This window comes from Bacillus proteolyticus (genome assembly GCF_001884065.1).
In the GTDB taxonomy this organism is placed as follows: domain Bacteria; phylum Bacillota; class Bacilli; order Bacillales; family Bacillaceae_G; genus Bacillus_A; species Bacillus_A proteolyticus.
Genome location: NZ_MACH01000072.1, coordinates 1 through 17,413 on the forward strand (window position 1 = coordinate 1; position 17,413 = coordinate 17,413).

Sequence of the window (17,413 nt, forward strand, 5' to 3'; positions counted from 1 at the left end):
CTGCCACCAGAACCGCTGCCACCAGAACCACTGCCATCAGAACCACTGCCACCAGAACCGCTGCCACCAGAAACGTTGCCGTCAGAACCACTATCGTCCTGAGAACCATTGTTTCCTGGAGGTTTATTATTATCTTTTGAATTACCTTCTGCTAAATTATCGTTATTTTGTACAATAGCGTTTGTTATTGGGTGGAAGTTCTCCGTTGCAGCATTACCAATATTTAAGCCGCTAAAAAAGGATAAAGAAAGTGTAGATGCTAAAATGAAGATTTTTGTCATTGTTTTCCTCCTGAAGAAAAAATTATTGTTCCATCTAAAAAATATCCCTTTTGTAATATTTCATAGGAAAAAGAGTTTTATGCAAAAAAAACTATATATAGAAAAAGGTGGTGTATTTCTAAAGAGAGAAAAGAGTTAATGTAAATTCCCTACAAATAGTAGAGTGATGGAGAATTTACACTCATAACAGTAGAGGAAGTGGCAACGGATGAAAGGATATATTGCATTTGATATTGGTGGTACGCAAATTAAATATGGAATTGTTTCAGAAATAGGGGTAGTACTAATGCATAAAAAAATCCCAACAGAAATTCATTTGGGAGGGGAACAAATTGTTCAAAAGCTTATATACTTATCAAAAAAGTTAATGACTGAACATGATATTTCCGGAATTGGTATTAGTACAGCCGGAATTGTTGATATTGATAAAGGAGTTATAACGGGAGGGGTGGATCATATTCCACATTATGCTGATATTTCTATTGTTGAGAGATTACAAGAAATATTAAAAGTTCCTGTATCTATTGAAAATGATGTTAATTGTGCAGCCTTTGGTGAGAAATGGAAAGGGGCTGGGAGGGGAGAAAGTGATTTTATTATGCTCACGCTTGGAACGGGGATTGGTGGAGCGATTGTTATAAATGGGGAGTTATACCGTGGACATTCGTTTGGAGCTGGGGAATGGGGGAATATGATAATAGAAGGGAAAACTTTTGAGGAGGTTGCCTCAATTTCGGGATTAATTCATCTTGTACGAAGATATAAAGGTGAAGAAGAGTGGGATGGCAAAACAATTTTTGAATTATATGATAAGGGTGATAGTGGTGTTACTCAAGCCGTGAAGATTTTCTTTAAACATTTGGCGATTGGAATTAGTAACCTTGCTTATATTTTTAATCCGAAAATGATTATTATTGGTGGGGGAATTACTGAAAGAGGAGATGCTTTCTTAAATGAAGTGAAGGAAGAGATAGGAACATACTTAAATCAAGAGATTTATAGTAATTGTGAGATTAAACTTGCGCAAAGCGGCAATTGTGCAGGAATGATTGGTTCCATTTACCACTTCTTACATCATCATAAGTAAATTATATGGATGTTTTCATATAATTGAGAATTTATCCTTTTTCTCACTAGATAAATAATGCTACAATATAAGAGAAGAATACAATATTTTCCGATTCGGAAAATGCTTTGTAGAAAGGAAGAAACTTCATGCCTATTATTTTAGAAAAAGGACAAAAGATCGATTTAACGAAAGGACAACCGAGAGTGGCAAAACTGCAGGTTGGCTTGGGCTGGGATCCAATTGGGCAATCAGGTGGTTTTCTGTCTTCTTTATTTGGAAGTAAACCAAATGTAGATTGTGATGCATCTGTTGTTATGTTAGAAGGAGATCGTTTTTTAAACAAAAATGATCTAGTTTATTTTGGCAACAAACTTTCTACTTGTGGTAGTATCATTCATTCAGGAGATAATTTAACAGGTGAAGGTGCTGGTGATGACGAAACAATTTTCGTAGAATTACATAAAGTTCCGAGCCGTATTAATCGTTTAGTATTCGTTGTAAATATCTATGACTGTGTAAATCGTCGTCAAGATTTTGGAATGATTCGCAATGCATATATTCGTATTCAAAACCCACAAACAGGTGAAGAATTAGCACGTTATAACTTGTCAGATAATTACGCTGGCAAAATGACTTTAATTGCAGGGGAAATGTATCGAGACGGAAACGAATGGAAGTTTTCAGCAGTTGGAGAAGGAACGCAAGATAAAAACTTAAGTGAGATTGTATCACGTTACCAATAAGATAAACCAAGGAGGAATTGTATATGGCATCAATTTCATTGAAAAAAGGACAAAAGGTAGACTTAACAAAAACAAACCCAGGTCTTTCGAAAGTTCTTGTAGGACTTGGTTGGGATACGAATCGTTATGACGGACAAAGCGATTTCGATTTAGATGTTAGTATCTTCTTAGTAGGTGCTAACGGTAAAGTTTCAGGAGCAGAGGATTTCGTTTTCTATAATAATCCAAAAGGTGCGAATGGTGCTGTAGAGCATTTAGGAGATAACCGTACAGGTGAAGGTGAAGGCGACGATGAAACAATTAAAATAGACTTAAAAAATGTTCCTGCACATATCGAACGTATTTGCTTCACAATCACAATTTATGAAGGTGAAGGCCGTAGCCAAAACTTCGGACAAGTTTCTAACTCTTTCGTACGCATTATGGATGAAGAAAAGAATGCAGAATTAATTCGTTACGATTTAGGAGAAGATTTCTCTATTGAAACTGCAGTAGTAGTAAGTGAATTATACCGTCACGCAGGTGAGTGGAAATTCAATGCAATCGGAAGTGGATTCCAAGGTGGATTAGGTTCTCTATGTAATAACTTTGGTTTAGATGTAGAGTAATAGACTTATATATCCATCAGTGAAATGTATATTTACTGATGGATATATTTTTTGAAATTAAAATATAGAGGTGAATATGCATGGTTATTCAATTACAAAAAGGACAGAAAATTGATTTAGCTAAAACAAGCCCAGGTTTATCAAGAGCGGTAATTGGTCTTGGATGGGATATTAAATCTTATGATGGTGGATCTGATTTCGATTTAGATGCATCTGCCTTTTTATTAGATGCGAACGGGAAATGTACGAAGGAAACTGATTTTATTTTCTATAATAATTTACAGTCTCCTTGTGAATCAGTTTTACATACAGGAGATAACCGTACAGGTGAAGGTGACGGTGATGATGAGCAACTTGTTGTAGATTTGAAAAAGGTTCCAGCAGATGTTCATAAAATTGCTATTACAGTTACAATTTATGATGGTGAAGGTCGTAATCAAAACTTTGGACAGGTTGCAAATGCATTCGTTCGTTTAGCAAATGAAGAAACAAACGAAGAAGTTCTTCGTTTTGATTTAGGGGAAGATTTCTCCATTGAAACAGCAGTTGTCTTTTGTGAATTATACCGTCATAATGGACAGTGGAAGTTTAATGCAGTAGGAAGTGGTTTCCAAGGTGGCTTAGGTGCGCTTGTAAGAGCGTATGGCTTGGATGCATAAGAAGGGAAACGACATTCGTTTCCTTTTTTTGACCTTTCTATAAATCTAGCAAAGAATAGGGGATAAAGGTAAGATGAGTATTTTGCAAGGAATCCTTGATACGTATGCTCAGTTTTTTGACTTGGACATGTGGATTAAAGTGTTGCAAGATCCAGTATCTTGGGGATTAATCGGTACACTTGTTGTACTTGAAGGGTTACTATCTGCTGATAACGCACTTGTGTTAGCGGTAATGGTAAAACACCTTCCGGAAGAGAAACGTAAAAAAGCATTATTCTATGGACTTATTGGAGCGTATGTATTCCGATTTATCGCGATTGGAATTGGAATGTACTTAATTAAATTAGCATGGGTAAAAGTGTTAGGTGCACTTTACTTAGCTTGGCTTTCAATTAAATACTTCATTGATAAACGAAAAGGTAATGCAGAAGAAGAGGAAGCTGATGGTATGAACCAAAATAGTATTCTCTTCAGAATGTTCGGTGTTTTCTGGGGAACGGTGGCGATGGTTGAATTAATGGATATCGCGTTCTCTGTAGATAGCGTACTTGCTGCGTTTGGTGTATCGAATGAAGTTTGGATTTTACTATTAGGTGGAATGCTCGGTATTTTAATGATGCGTGGTATCGCTGGCGTATTTTTAAAATTGTTAGAGCGTATTCCAGAACTTGAAACGACAGCCTATATTTTAATCTTAATTATTGCAGTAAAAATGCTACTGTCTGTTATTCATATTGAAGTAAGTCATACAGCGTTCTTTATTATTTTAGTTGTAGCGTTTGGAGCAACATTTATACTTCACTACATGAAGAATTCTGGACAAGCTAAAGAAGAAGTTGCAGCTACTAAAAATGAACATAAATAATTGAAATGGGTTTGCTCGTTATGCGAGCGCCCATTTTTTATAACTAAAAATAGTTTATAATAGAAGAGAGACTTTATAAAAAACGTAAATGTTTTTGGGGGTGAACTGTTGTGTTTTCACGTTTTACACTTCAACCATGCGCATTAAAAGAAGAATCAGATTTAAAGCAATTTGAAGCGCTTTTAGAAAAACGTCCACAATATGAACTGACAGAGAATGAGATGAAATTTAGTTATATAGCAACTCGTATTCTTGGTGTTCCCAATGATGTAGATGAATATTTCAATGAGTTATTTGATTATAGTGAAGCAAAAGGGATCGAGGTTTTGCATGAACAAAATTTAAATAAGGTAATTGATCCCGAAAAACTGCGCCATATTCAAGAAGTTTTTACATTACATCAAGAAGCACCGAATGGACTTACAGTAAATAGACTTGTAGCCCATTTGTCTGGAAAACAACTATTACCGCAAGTAGACAATCCTGACTTACAGCATTATATACATACGACGTTTATTTCGGTATTAAAATTGTATGAAAAACAACATAATCAATCTTTAAAAACAGAAGGGTTCCGTCGTTTCTTAATCGATATGATTAAATTAAGTGAAAATTACGTAACGAAGTGGTTCTCTACGATTAATTATAAGAAACAAATGCCGCGTATCGTTTGGTACGGTGATGCGACGGAGAGTCGTATATATTTCTTATACTTTATTATTATGCTCGGCTGCGATGTGCTTTATTATCACCCTGAAGGAAAAGATGGGTTTGAGAATATAGATGAGGAAGGAAGGACTTTTGTCGTATCTCATTCGGGCCGTATTTCATTGGAATCATTTCCCGATCGGCGTCGTGAGCGCGTCGCAACAGTAGCTTATCAAGCTTCAAAAGAAATCGAGCAAGTACTTCACCACGATAATTCACTGCTGTACAAGCCGTGGCAATTCCGTTCATATACACCTGTAGCACGTACATTAAAAACAACATATGATGAACTCTTTTTAATTACGAAAGAAAAGGCATTTGTACGCCCAACCTTCTTTGTTGAAAACAAGCATATTTATATTCCTTCTTTATTTGCAAAAATATCAGGTGTGTCAAAGAATGATAAAGAATATTTTCAACGATTAAAGGCTGTTACATCATTTGATAACAGTTTATTAATTAATACATTTCCGTTTACGAAAGAACAAAAAGCGAATTTCCAATATCATTATCGAGATGCATTGGACCGCGGGGGAAAATTACATCCAGATTTAATTATGAATAGTCATTGGTGGCCACATAAACGTTTACCAGAAGGTTTACAACATGGTATTGCAGAGGCAATCATTCATACGTGCGAAAGTGAAATGTGTAAACCAATTGCGAAAGAGACGAAACAAGATGTAGCACTGTATGTTTTTGCACAGCTTTCTCAAATCCCACCGAACATTTTAGAGCAACTTGAGAAATTTGATTATTCGCAAGAAGTACCGAAAATTGTTATATTTAATAATGAGAAGAGCGGAGAATTAAGCCGTTCTGATGCTGTTTTATTATTGTTTTTAAATCAAATTGGAGTAGATGTATTCCACTTCAATCCAACGGGGAGAAACGATATTGAACCGTATATTGAAGTAGGAGCATTTGATTCACATTGGCTTGAAGAAGTTAATTTCGACCTTGAGTTTCATGGTTCATCAGCCTATAAAAATTTATCACAAACAATAAAAGGACTATTTCGTCCATTTTTATAAGGAAAGGGAGAATACCATATGAATAACCCAGTCGTACTAGATTCGAAAACAGAACTAAATGAGCAAACTGCACAAGATGTTCGTTTACAACTTAGACAAGATGCGGAAGTGCAACGTATTTATAATGCGGTAGATATTAAAGATCAATTAGAATTAATCGAGCTTGGAAAAGAACCATCTATGGAAATTTCACGTTTCGCTGATCAAATTTTACATACAATGTCTTTATCAAAAATAGAAGACTCTGGTGAATTATTAAAACAGCTTGGTAAAATTATGGACAGATTTGATAGCAAAGACTTTGCGGAAGAGAAAAGTGGTTTCTTCTCACGCATGTTCAAAAAAGCAGATAAAATGATCGAACAAATCTTTAGTAAGTATCAGACAATGGGTCGCGAAATGGATAAAGTATACGTAGAGATTACGAAGTATCAAGATGAAATGAAAAAATCAATTGGTACATTAGATGGCCTGTATGAGCAAAACTTAAAGTATTATTTAGATTTAGAAAAATACGTAGTAGCAGGGGAAATGTTATTAGAACGTTTAAATACAGAGTTAGTTCCGATGTACGAAGAGCGCATACGTAATAATGATCAGTTAGCAGGTATCGAATTAGAATCGCTTAAAAACTCTGTTGAAATTTTAGAACAACGTATTGATGACTTAGAAAAAGCACGTATGGTTGCTCTATTAACAGCGCCACAAATTCGTATGATTCAACGCGGTAACAATAAATTAATCGGTAAAATCAATACAGCATTTATTACAACGATTCCTATCTTTAAAAATGGTATTATTCAAGCCGTAAATGCAAAACGTCAAAAGCTGGTTGCAGACTCTATGGCGGAACTTGATCGTCGTACAAATGAATTACTTAAGAAAAATGCACAAAATATCGCGACTCAAAGTGTGGAAGTGGCGAGATTATCAGGTTCTTCTAGTATTAAGATGGAAACACTTGAGGAGACTTGGAACATTATTTCAAGAGGTATGCAAGAAACACAACAAATTGAAGAACAAAATAAACGTGAGCGTGAAGAAAGCCGTAAGCGTATGGCTGCATTAACAGAGAACATCAAAAAAGAATTACAAGGCTAAAGTGAAACTTTAATCAGTGGGGGTTTTGTTCATCCCCACTGATTATTAGCCTTCACCAATCGGGCGTTTACGGGCAGCCCCAATCCCACCTAACCTCTTTGCTCCAGCCGAATTTTGAGGTGGGAGTTTTACTGCCTGGCAAATAGCGGGGTAAATGAAAAGGCAATGAGGAATATTCCTCATTGCCTTTTATTTTCTCTTAAATAATTTAATAATTTCATTCACAACAAGCGGAATGATACTTAATAAGAGAACGAATCCCCAATCTCGCATTGTTAATGCATGTATACCAAATATATTTGCAAGAGGAGGAATGGAGATAATACAAACTTGCATAAGAACACCGATAAGAAGTGAGAAGACTAAATATTTATTTGTAAATATCCCAATTGAAAAAATTGATTTCGTTCTTGAACGTAAGTTAAATGAATGAACGAGCTGAGAAAAACTAAGAACGACAAATGCCATCGTTTGAGCATGTAATAGGGCATCTTCATCAATTTGTTCTGGGAAAAGAGGGAATAAATTTGTATCTCCGGTATAGAATTTTGCCCCGACGATAAAGGCTATTAGCGTTAAAAGTCCAATGACAACGCCATTGAAAATAAGGAAAGGAACGCTACCACTAAATAAGCTTTCTTTCGCATGTCGTGGTTTTTCCTTCATCACATCTGGATCTTCAGGATCAACACCAAGTGATAATGCAGGCAGTGTATCTGTAATTAAATTGACCCACAAAATATGAATAGGTCGTAGTGGTGTTGCCCAGCCGAGTAAAATGGCTAAAAATAAAGCGATAATTTCTCCGAAGTTACAAGAGAGTAGGAAGAGAATTGATTTTTTTATGTTACGATAAATATTTCTACCTTCCTCAACAGCTTTCACGATAGATGAGAAGTTATCATCTGTTAACACGACATCTGCTGCTCCTTTTGCGACGTCTGTTCCTGTAATGCCCATCGCTACGCCAACATCTGCTTGCTTTAAAGAAGGAGCATCATTTACACCGTCACCAGTCATCGAAACGATATTTCCTTCAGCACGTAATGCTTTTACAATCTTCACTTTATGTTCTGGAGAGACCCTAGCAAAGACATTTAAGTGATTAATTTTATTTGCTAGTTCTGTATCTGAAATGTTATCTAATTCAGTTCCAATCATAATTTCAGATTTTTCTTCAGCAATACCAAGTTCTTTGGCAATTGCAAAGGCGGTATCCTTATGATCACCAGTAATCATAACTGTGCGAATACCAGCTTTTTTACATTCTGTAATTGAATCTTTTACTTCTGTGCGTGGTGGATCAATCATACCGACAAGACCGATAAAGATGAGGTTTTCTTCGAGATGATTTATATCCACAGCGTTTAAATCGTATCGTTTATATGCGAATGAAAGTACTCTTAGGGCTTCTTGCGACATTGACCCGGCAGCTTCTAATATTTGATTTTTATCAGAATCTGTTAAGACCTCAATTTTATTATTTATAAAGATATGGGTACAGTGAGGTAAAAGTTTATCAATAGCACCTTTAGTCATGCTATAGTAGCTTTCATCGTACGTATGTACAGTTGACATCATTTTACGATCAGAATCGAAAGGTAGTTCGTTAATACGTTCATGTGTATTTTCTAATTGATCTTTTTGAATGTTAAAAGAGCTTCCGACAACAAGAAGGGCAATTTCTGTAGGATCCCCTGTTTGTGAGTCGGTACCGTAAGAAGCGTCGTTACATAAAACCATATTTTCTAATAGTAGGCGGTGTATATCATTATTTACATTCAAATTTTCTAAATGATCATATGTGTGATCACTATAAAAGTGAGTAACAGTCATTTTATTTTGAGTTAATGTACCCGTTTTATCTGAACAAATAATTGTGACAGAACCGAGAGCTTCAACAGCTGGTAGTTTACGAATAATAACATTTTGTTTAATCATACGCTGAACACCAATTGCAAGAACGATGGAAACGATAGCTGGCAACCCTTCAGGAATAGCTGCAACGGCTAAACTAATAGCAGTCATAAACATTTCTAACGTATCCCGGCCTTGTAAAAAGCCGATGAGAAACATAACGATACAAATAGCTACAGCGACAAAGCCTAAATACTTTCCGACTTGTGCCAAACTTTTTTGAAGTGGTGTCATATCATCGTCTGCTTCATGTAAAAGGGTAGCAATCTTACCAATTTGCGAGTTCATTCCAGTTTCAACAGCAACACCGACGCCTCGGCCATATGTTACAAGAGTAGACATAAAGGCCATGTTTTTTTGATCGCCTAATGGTACTTGCTCCTCACTTTGCATGGAAGGGTGGTAGATTGCATCTTTATCAACAGGGACGGATTCACCAGTTAGAGCAGATTCTTCCACTTTTAAATTTGCGGTTTCGATAAGTCGCAAATCGCATGGGATATATCGTCCGGCGTCGAGCATAACGATATCACCTGGAACGACGTGCTCAGATGGGATCTCTTGTAGTTCGCCATCTCGTTTAACGATAGCTTTAGGTGTCGCCATCTTTTTCAATGCATCTAAAGCTTGTTCTGCTTTTGATTCTTGGACGACGCCAATAACAGCGTTTAAAACTACAACGAGCGCGATAATACTGGCATCAGCCCATTCACCTACAAAGGCTGAAATAAGAGCAGCAATAATAAGGACATATACGAGGACGTCATTAATTTGGGCGAAAATACGCTGCCATAACGTGCGTTTTTGTTTTGTAGCTAATTCATTAAAACCGTATTGCTTTAAACGCTCATTTACGATTTCATCTGTTAAACCGTGTTGTTCATTTGTTTCTAAGTCGATTAATGTTTGATCTTTCGTCTTACTGTACCAATTGCTCATAAGTAAGCACCTCCAGTAAAAACAGTTAGCAATGGTAGTGTTGCTATTATTTGTGAGTAGTATGTATGGAGAAAAAATCTAAGGTGAGGTTCTACTTCTATTGTACAATATTTTACAGTTGGTTGAGGGAAAGAGAAGAGTTGTCATGAATTTGTTGGAAATAAAAAAGAGCCTCATAAGTGAGGCTTCTTACTTTTTAATTAATGTACCTAATTCTTCTGTAATAGCTTGCATTTCACTAATGCTGAATGTTTCACGTTTCATAACATGATCATAAATGTCACGTAAGTCTTCGTACATTTCTTCATTAAAGCTAGCAGCTCTCATCGCTCCAGCATTAACCATACGTAATTTTTCTTTAATAGCTTCGACCATATATTCAACGTTTTCTTCTGACTTTACGGATAAATCCACCGAAGTGTCCCCCTTTAAAATAACATAAGGCTATCTTAACATTTTTTATCATTTTCGTTAATGAATCTTTTCAATCCTATTAAATTAGTAGGGATTTCCTTTATATTTAATAATTGGTTGTTTATACTATAAGTATATATTAAGAAATGCACCAAGAAAGGAAGAAACAAATATATGGTTCAAGTATTGTTTGTTTGTCTTGGGAACATTTGCCGTTCTCCGATGGCAGAAGCGATTTTTCGAAATCTTGTCGTAAAAGAGGGACTCGAAGAGAAAATTGTCATTGATTCTGCAGGAACTGGAGATTGGCATATTGGTCATCCGCCACATAAAGGGACACAAAAAATTTTAAAAGAAAATGCAGTCACTTTTAAAGGAATTAAAGCAAGGCAAGTAGAAAAAGAAGACTTAACAAAGTTTGATTATATTATTGCCATGGACAACAAGAATATAGCAGATTTAAAAAGTTTAGGTAAAACTGGAGGCTATATTGGTATGCTGTCCGATTTTGTTCCAGACGGTGGCTGGACAGACGTTCCTGACCCTTACTTTACAGGGAACTTCCAAGAAGTGTATGACCTTGTAACAGAAGGGTGTGCAAAGCTATTAGCTTTCATTCGAAATGAACAAGGAATATGAGGAAGCTTAGAAAGTAATACTTTCTAATATAAGAAATGAAAGGGTGAAGGAATATGGCAAAGAAAAATAATATTGCTCGAAACATTGCGCTTGGTGTAGCTGCAGGTGTAGCTGTATCTATGTTAAAGAAAGAAAATCGTGAAAAAGTAAAAAATACAGCAGAAAAAGCAAAAACAAAGATGATTGAAATTGGTGAAAATGCGAAGATAAAAGAAAAAGTGCAAACTGTTACAGATAAAGGACGCGAACTTGCTGATTTTAATGTAGTGAAAGCGAAAGTAGCAGAAATTAAAAAATTAACGCCGTCTGTTGTAGAGACGTTAAAAGAAACGAAAGAAATTTTTAGTAAGAAAAAAGTTGAGCTAGTAGAAAAACCAGAAACGATCGAAATTCAGGCTGTATCTCCGAAGGTAGATGAGCTTAAAGCGGAAGAAGAGCCAGTGGTAGCTGAAGATGGTGGTATGAAAGAAGCGCGTGAATTATTTATGAAAGACTCAAATGCAGAGGAAAAAAAAACTGAAGCATACATTGAGCTAAAGCAAAATAAAGAAGAGAAGAAAAGCGTTTAAAAATATATGAGAAAATTTATAGAAAAAGTAAGAAGACATCGTACTTTTTCGTTTGGGAAAGATTTATATGACCGGACGATGCGCGATGATGTAGCGGGCTTGGCAGCACAGCTCGCTTATTTCTTCTTGCTTGCGATTTTTCCTGGGCTTGTTTTCTTAATTACGCTTCTTGGCTTTATTGACCTTCAAACAGAAAGTGTGCTCAATTTATTAGAACCGTACGTACCAGAAGATGCGATGAACTTAATTGAGGTAAACGTAGATAAAGTTGTAAACGAGCAAAATGGTGGTTTATTATCATTCGGTTTACTATCGATGCTATGGTTTGCTTCAAACGGGGTGAATGCGGTTATGAATGCTTTTAATCGTGCTTATGATGTAACAGAAACCCGTTCCTTTATTAAAACAAGAGCTTTATCTATCGTGTTTACGTTAGCAATAATTTTTATGATTGTGTTTGCACTAATCGTCCCAGTATTTGGACAAGTGATTGGGGCAGCTGTATTTAAAGCAATTGGTTTATCGGATAGTTTTTCTTACGTGTGGAGTATTACACGATTAGTAGCGAGTTTCTTCGTTTTGTTCGCCTTATTTAGCTTTTTATATACGTTTGCGCCTGATCGGAAATTAAAGCGAAGAGAAGTCATATCGGGGGCTTTATTTGCTACTGTAGGATGGATTGTGGTATCGTACTCATTTGCCTATTATGTAGATAAATTTGCAAATTACGCTAATACATATGGTGGTCTCGGTGGTATCATTATTTTAATGTTATGGTTTTACTTAACTGGGTGGGTAATTTTACTTGGCGGTGAAATTAATGGTTTACTCCATCATTATAGAACGGGTGACAATAATTCCCGTAATGAAAAATGAGCTCTTGTTCCATAATAAAAGGGAACAGGGGGGATATTTCATGAGTAATAATAAAAAGAACCACAATAATAAAAATAACAAACAAAAGAGCAGTTCGCATCCAAAGCATAAAACGAGCAGCAGTGCGAACGGTCACAATAGCTACCATTAAAAAAAGCGGGTCCTTTATGAGGGACCCGTTTTATTTATTTCCTTTTAATAATCGCAAACCATTTAAAATGACAAGAATTGTACTTCCTTCATGGCCAATAACACCGAATGGAAGAGCTAAAAATTGCAAGAAGTTAGAACAAATCAGCATTGCAATTACAGCTAGAGAAAAGATTACATTTTGCTTCACAATACGGTTCATTCGTTTGGATAAACGGATTGCTTGAGAGAGACGAGATAATTCGTTCTTCATGAGAACAACGTCTGCAGTCTCTAATGCCACGTCTGTTCCTTCACCCATTGCAACACCAATACTAGCCGTAGCGAGGGCAGGTGCATCGTTTATACCATCTCCAACCATGGCGACTATGCCGTACTTTTCTTTTAACTGCTTTATCGTTTCAACTTTCGTTTCGGGTAAACATGATGCGTAATATTCTTTTATATTACTTTCATGGGCAATTGCCTTTGCTGTTTCTTCATTATCACCAGTAATCATGATTGCTTCTACACCAATGCTTTGCAAATCAAGAATAGCAGATATCGTTTCTTGCCGAAGGGTATCTTTTAAAGCGATTAGTCCAAGAATACCATCCTCATCACTAATATAAACGACAGTTTTTCCCTCTTTTTCAAGTGAAGCAGAAATGCCATTATGAAATGTCTTTATTTCTTCCCCGATAAAATCAGCTTTACCAATTTTATAAGCTTTGTTTTCTAGTATTCCTTTTAATCCAAAACCAGTTACATCTTCAACGTTTTCTGGTTTTTTTATCGTAATGTCGTAAGCATGTTTTGCATATTTAACAATCGCTTCTGCTAAAGGATGTGTAGAGTGACTCTCAATCGCTGCTGTAATAGAAAGTACTTCACTTTCTGCTATGCCTTCTCGAACATATACATCTGTAACAGTAGGTTTTCCTTGTGTTAATGTTCCTGTTTTATCAAAGGCAATCGCCTTTACTGAAGCTAGACGTTCTAAATGAATACCACCTTTAAAGAGAATACCATTTCTCGCTCCGTTTGAAATTGCTGATAAAGTTGCTGGTGTAATGGCTGCAACTAGCGCACAAGGAGAAGCGACTACAAGTAAGATCATAGCGCGATAAAATGTTTCATTCCAACTCCAATCAAGTAAGAAATGAGGAACGAACATCATAAGTGCAACAACGAGTAGTACACCTTTTACGTATGTTCCTTCAAATTTTTCGATGAATAGTTGTGATGGTGATTTTTCGCTTTGTGCACTTTGAACGAGACGAATAATCTTTTGGAATAATGTTTGATCGCTCGGCTTCGTAATTTTAACTTCGATAGCACCACGTAAATTTACAGTGCCGGCAAATACTTCATCGCCGAATTTTTTCTCATTCGGAATAGGTTCTCCTGTAATAGCTGCTTCATCAATATTTGTTTCACCATTATGAATTGTGCCATCAGCAGGAACACGCTCACCTGGCTTAATTAAAATAATATCGTTAATTTCTAATTGTCCAACGGGAATACGTTCCTCAGCTCCGTTGGAAATGCGTAATGCTTCTTCCGGTTGTAGATCAAGAAGCGCTGAAATTTCTTTTTGGCTTTTACTTAATGTATAAGATTCCATTGCTCCGCTTAATGCAAAGATGAAGATTAAAATAGCACCTTCTGCCCAGTAACCGATAACTGCGGCACCGATAGCTGCAAAAATCATGAGCATTTCAACATTTAGCTCTTTCTCTTCAATTGTGTCTTCAATACCTTCTTTCGCTTTTGCGAATCCCCCAATTACATAAGCAAGGATATAGAAAGTGATACCTGCACTTATTGCATCGTTTTTTGTGAATAACCAACCAGCTAAAATGAAAATACCAGATGCGATTGCAAATATAAGTTCATAATGTTTCTTTAATGTATCCCATAAAGAGGGATGAGAAATATCTTCTTGTGCTTTTAATGTTTTTACTTCTGCGTTCATTAATACTCGCTCCTTCCGAATTCTTATTGAGAAAAAGAATCAAAATCGAAACCCCTATAAAACGACGAAAGCTGCCATCCGTAACGGATAGCAGCATTTCTGTTGAAACTGATTTTAATAGTTATTATGTTGTAATTATTCTACAGTATAGCATATGTTTTTATGAGATGATATGTTTTTGTTTCTATTATAAACGGAAAACTTGTGTTTTTGCACTTCCTTTGGTATATATGAATATTGTTCATAAAAAGATCGGAAAGGAAGACAGCAAGTTGAAGACAGAGAAATTTTTCACCCATCCGATTGGCGTATTTATTGCTGCAATAGTGGCAACGTTTTTATGGGGAAGCGCATTTCCCTTTATTAAATTAAGTTATGCTGAACTTGGAATTCAGCCACATGAAGTCGGAGAACAAATATTATTTGCTGGCTATCGCTTTTTCTTATCTGGTGTAATGCTCTTATTCTTTTTTAAAGCGTTAGGAAAAGATATGCATTTCAAAAAAGGGACAGGAAAGCAGTTAGTACAAATTGGTTTGTTCCAAACTTTTCTTCAATATATATGTTTTTATATTGGAATGAGTTACAGTTCAGGAATTGAAGGAGCGATTATTTCAGGAACATCATCATTCTTTCAAATTTTACTCGCACACTTTTTATATAAAGATGATGCTCTAAATATGAGAAAAATAATTGGAGTATCTATCGGTTTTTGTGGTGTGATTTTGGTGAATGTACCGAGTGACGGAAGCTTATCATTCCATTTTGGGATAGGTAGCTTATTACTTCTTGGGGCAGCAATGATGTATTCGTATGGAAATATACTAGCAAAAGAAGGAAGTAAAACATTAGATGTTGGGTATATGACAGCATACCAAATGATTTTTGGATCAATTGGGTTACTATGTATCGGTGCATTTCAAGTCGGAGTGATGCCATTTACATTTAACCTACAAGCAATACTTATGCTTATATATTTATCTTTCTTATCGGCAGCGGGTTTCTGTATATGGAATACAATTATGAAATATAACAAAGTAGGAAAAGTATCGATGTATATGTTCTTCATACCAGTGTTTGGTGTGTTATTATCAAGTATGATTTTAGGAGAAGCAATTCATTCATTCGTACTATTTGGTTTAGTATGTGTCGCAGCGGGAATTATTGTAGTAAATCGTACTCCGGCTAAACAAAAAATCGAGCAAGAAAAACAGGTAGCATAGAGAATAGAAAATCTATTAAAATGGAAGAACAGCAATGTTCTTCTTTTTTTGCATAGAAAAAGGAAAACGTGCTATATGTAACGAAAAAAAGATAGAAAAAGCATTTATTGAGGAGAACATATTATGAATGTACTTTACATTGTGTTAGTCGGGCAAATTATTCTTTTTTTAACGGGAGCAATTTATGCAATAGGACAGACGAAAAGAACGAGAAATAATATGCCGTTGCCGTTAGCGGTTCGTCTTATTCTGAGTTTTTCTTTAACGGGTAGTGCAATTTGGATATGGTTACAAGATCCGTCGGTAGAATATAGTACATGGGTTGCACTTGGTATGACTTTATCAACTATAGGAGATTTATTTATGGCAGGATTGATTCCAATTGGTCATCGATTAATTGGAGGAATGGTTACTTTCGCTCTTGCACATTGTTTCTATGTGAAAGCATTTTTACAAACAGGTATTTCATGGAATGGTTTTTGGATTGGTTTACTCGTATACGGACTCTTTCTAATTATAGGATGGTTCTTTTTTATCCGAAATGAAAAACAGGATAAATTGTTTACGATAGGGGCTCTAATTTACGGTTTGTGGGTCGGAGGGATGGCTTGTTTTGCATTCGCCTTATATTACGAGAATACAGGAATATGGTGGGTACCAGCACTTGGTGGTTTATTGTTCGTGATTTCTGATTTTATTATCGGTGTTACAGATATCGGGGGGCGCAAACTGAAGTATGAACCACTTTGGATTTGGTTTACATATGTCGCAGCGCAGATGTGTATTGTATATGTAGGATTATAAAAAGATACTCTCAAAAATAGTAGATAGGCTATTTTGAGAGTATCTTTTTTATTGCTATGCTACTATATTTGTTTGTTTAATTTATGCAGCATAGTATATTTACTAAGCAGGAATTTCATAGGAAAATGCCAGTCTAGTAATATATAAGAATAGTAAATTTGCGATGATTATTATTTTATATTTATAATATTCTAATGTTATAAATAAGAATTTTGTGGAAATTAATCGGTTGGAGTATTTATAATAAAAATAAAAAGATGATGAGATGGTGGAATGATGCAAAAGAAAAAACGTTTGCGTGAATTCTTTGAAATAATTGCAATAGCATGTTTATTGGTGTTTTTGGCAAAAATCTTTTTGTTTTTTCCTACGACTGTAAAAGGAGCATCGATGAGGCCGACTTTACAAGATGGAGATAAAGTAATCATTAATAAACTTGCCAAGAGATTTGAAAGTTATGAGAGAGAGGATATTATTGTCGTGAAGACAGATAATTTCTACGTGAAGAGAGTTATTGGATTGCCAGGAGATGTAATTGAGATGAAGAATGATCAATTATATGTTAATCATCAAGTGAAAAACGAAGAGTATTTAAATAATAATAAAAAACAGGCAGAAAAATTACTTATCAATTTAACTGAAGACTTTGGACCGATTACAATTCCTAAAAATAAAATTTTTGTGATGGGAGATAATCGTTTAGTTAGTAGGGATAGTAGGAACGGCTTAGGACTCATTGATAGAACTGAAGTATTAGGAAAGCTCATGGCGATATATTATCCATTTGAACATGTGAAAATTGTAAATTAAAAATAAGAAAAACCAAGCGAATTAGTCGCTTGGTTTTTCTTATTTAA

At 35.5% G+C, this 17,413-nt stretch carries 17 protein-coding genes and 1 pseudogene; 13 read left to right on the plus strand and 5 right to left on the minus strand.

The window, feature by feature from the left end:
- A pseudogene (locus BAQ49_RS11020) lies at nucleotides 1–281 on the minus strand (cell wall anchor protein); the annotation flags it as partial.
- A 208-nt stretch (nucleotides 282–489) separates the two neighbouring features.
- On the opposite strand from BAQ49_RS11020, the gene BAQ49_RS11025 reads away from it, so the two are divergent.
- The 7 genes from BAQ49_RS11025 (at nucleotide 490) to BAQ49_RS11055 (ending at nucleotide 7,068) form a co-directional block, all read left to right on the plus strand.
- On the plus strand, nucleotides 490–1,368 hold the full coding sequence (locus BAQ49_RS11025) for an ROK family protein (RefSeq protein ID WP_071745348.1): 879 nt from the start codon (nucleotides 490–492) through the stop codon (nucleotides 1,366–1,368).
- Nucleotides 1,369–1,496: 128 nt separating this feature from the next.
- On the plus strand, nucleotides 1,497–2,093 hold the full coding sequence (locus BAQ49_RS11030; RefSeq protein ID WP_001121596.1) for a TerD family protein: 597 nt from the start codon (nucleotides 1,497–1,499) through the stop codon (nucleotides 2,091–2,093).
- Nucleotides 2,094–2,116: 23 nt separating this feature from the next.
- Nucleotides 2,117–2,701 (plus strand): TerD family protein, encoded by a 585-nt coding sequence (locus BAQ49_RS11035; protein ID WP_071745349.1) that lies wholly within the window; start codon nucleotides 2,117–2,119, stop codon nucleotides 2,699–2,701.
- A gap of 80 nt (nucleotides 2,702–2,781) precedes the next feature.
- Nucleotides 2,782–3,360, plus strand: coding sequence for a TerD family protein (locus tag BAQ49_RS11040; protein ID WP_071745350.1), 579 nt, complete (start codon nucleotides 2,782–2,784; stop codon nucleotides 3,358–3,360).
- A gap of 73 nt (nucleotides 3,361–3,433) precedes the next feature.
- On the plus strand, nucleotides 3,434–4,225 hold the full coding sequence (locus tag BAQ49_RS11045; protein ID WP_071745351.1) for a TerC family protein: 792 nt from the start codon (nucleotides 3,434–3,436) through the stop codon (nucleotides 4,223–4,225).
- Between the two features lie 110 nt (nucleotides 4,226–4,335).
- A complete protein-coding gene (locus BAQ49_RS11050; RefSeq protein ID WP_071745352.1) occupies nucleotides 4,336–5,967 on the plus strand; it encodes a YceG family protein in 1,632 nt (543 codons plus the stop codon).
- An 18-nt stretch (nucleotides 5,968–5,985) separates the two neighbouring features.
- Nucleotides 5,986–7,068 (plus strand): toxic anion resistance protein, encoded by a 1,083-nt coding sequence (locus tag BAQ49_RS11055; RefSeq protein WP_071745353.1) that lies wholly within the window; start codon nucleotides 5,986–5,988, stop codon nucleotides 7,066–7,068.
- A gap of 45 nt (nucleotides 7,069–7,113) precedes the next feature.
- On the opposite strand, the gene BAQ49_RS32880 is transcribed toward BAQ49_RS11055, so the two are convergent.
- The 3 genes from BAQ49_RS32880 to BAQ49_RS11065 form a co-directional block, all read right to left on the minus strand.
- Nucleotides 7,114–7,251, minus strand: a complete 138-nt coding sequence (locus BAQ49_RS32880; RefSeq protein WP_165616039.1) for a hypothetical protein — start codon at nucleotides 7,249–7,251, stop codon at nucleotides 7,114–7,116.
- Between the two features lie 6 nt (nucleotides 7,252–7,257).
- Nucleotides 7,258–9,924: a cation-translocating P-type ATPase gene (locus BAQ49_RS11060; protein WP_071745354.1), complete on the minus strand. Its 2,667-nt coding sequence runs from the start codon at nucleotides 9,922–9,924 to the stop codon at nucleotides 7,258–7,260.
- A 189-nt stretch (nucleotides 9,925–10,113) separates the two neighbouring features.
- On the minus strand, nucleotides 10,114–10,338 hold the full coding sequence (locus BAQ49_RS11065) for a DUF1128 domain-containing protein (protein WP_000366196.1): 225 nt from the start codon (nucleotides 10,336–10,338) through the stop codon (nucleotides 10,114–10,116).
- Between the two features lie 174 nt (nucleotides 10,339–10,512).
- Here BAQ49_RS11065 and BAQ49_RS11070 point away from each other — a divergent pair, with 174 nt between their 5' ends.
- Genes BAQ49_RS11070 through BAQ49_RS11080 form a run of 3 tightly spaced genes read left to right on the plus strand, consistent with a single transcriptional unit; the run spans nucleotide 10,513 to nucleotide 12,422 of the window.
- Nucleotides 10,513–10,977 (plus strand): low molecular weight protein-tyrosine-phosphatase, encoded by a 465-nt coding sequence (locus BAQ49_RS11070; protein WP_071745355.1) that lies wholly within the window; start codon nucleotides 10,513–10,515, stop codon nucleotides 10,975–10,977.
- A gap of 53 nt (nucleotides 10,978–11,030) precedes the next feature.
- A complete protein-coding gene (locus BAQ49_RS11075; protein WP_071745356.1) occupies nucleotides 11,031–11,546 on the plus strand; it encodes a DUF4075 domain-containing protein in 516 nt (171 codons plus the stop codon).
- A 6-nt stretch (nucleotides 11,547–11,552) separates the two neighbouring features.
- Nucleotides 11,553–12,422, plus strand: a complete 870-nt coding sequence (locus BAQ49_RS11080; protein ID WP_001224543.1) for a YihY/virulence factor BrkB family protein — start codon at nucleotides 11,553–11,555, stop codon at nucleotides 12,420–12,422.
- 181 nt (nucleotides 12,423–12,603) lie between these two features.
- Here the strand turns inward: BAQ49_RS11080 and BAQ49_RS11085 are convergent, their stop codons facing one another.
- Complete coding sequence (locus tag BAQ49_RS11085) at nucleotides 12,604–14,529, minus strand: heavy metal translocating P-type ATPase (protein WP_071745357.1); 1,926 nt, start codon at nucleotides 14,527–14,529, stop codon at nucleotides 12,604–12,606.
- Between the two features lie 272 nt (nucleotides 14,530–14,801).
- On the opposite strand from BAQ49_RS11085, the gene BAQ49_RS11090 reads away from it, so the two are divergent.
- The 3 genes from BAQ49_RS11090 (at nucleotide 14,802) to lepB (ending at nucleotide 17,366) form a co-directional block, all read left to right on the plus strand.
- A complete protein-coding gene (locus tag BAQ49_RS11090; protein ID WP_071745358.1) occupies nucleotides 14,802–15,752 on the plus strand; it encodes a DMT family transporter in 951 nt (316 codons plus the stop codon).
- A 123-nt stretch (nucleotides 15,753–15,875) separates the two neighbouring features.
- On the plus strand, nucleotides 15,876–16,556 hold the full coding sequence (locus tag BAQ49_RS11095) for a lysoplasmalogenase (RefSeq protein ID WP_071745359.1): 681 nt from the start codon (nucleotides 15,876–15,878) through the stop codon (nucleotides 16,554–16,556).
- Nucleotides 16,557–16,829: 273 nt separating this feature from the next.
- Nucleotides 16,830–17,366: a signal peptidase I gene (gene lepB / locus BAQ49_RS11100; RefSeq protein WP_000983287.1), complete on the plus strand. Its 537-nt coding sequence runs from the start codon at nucleotides 16,830–16,832 to the stop codon at nucleotides 17,364–17,366.
- Nucleotides 17,367–17,413: the final 47 nt, after the last annotated feature.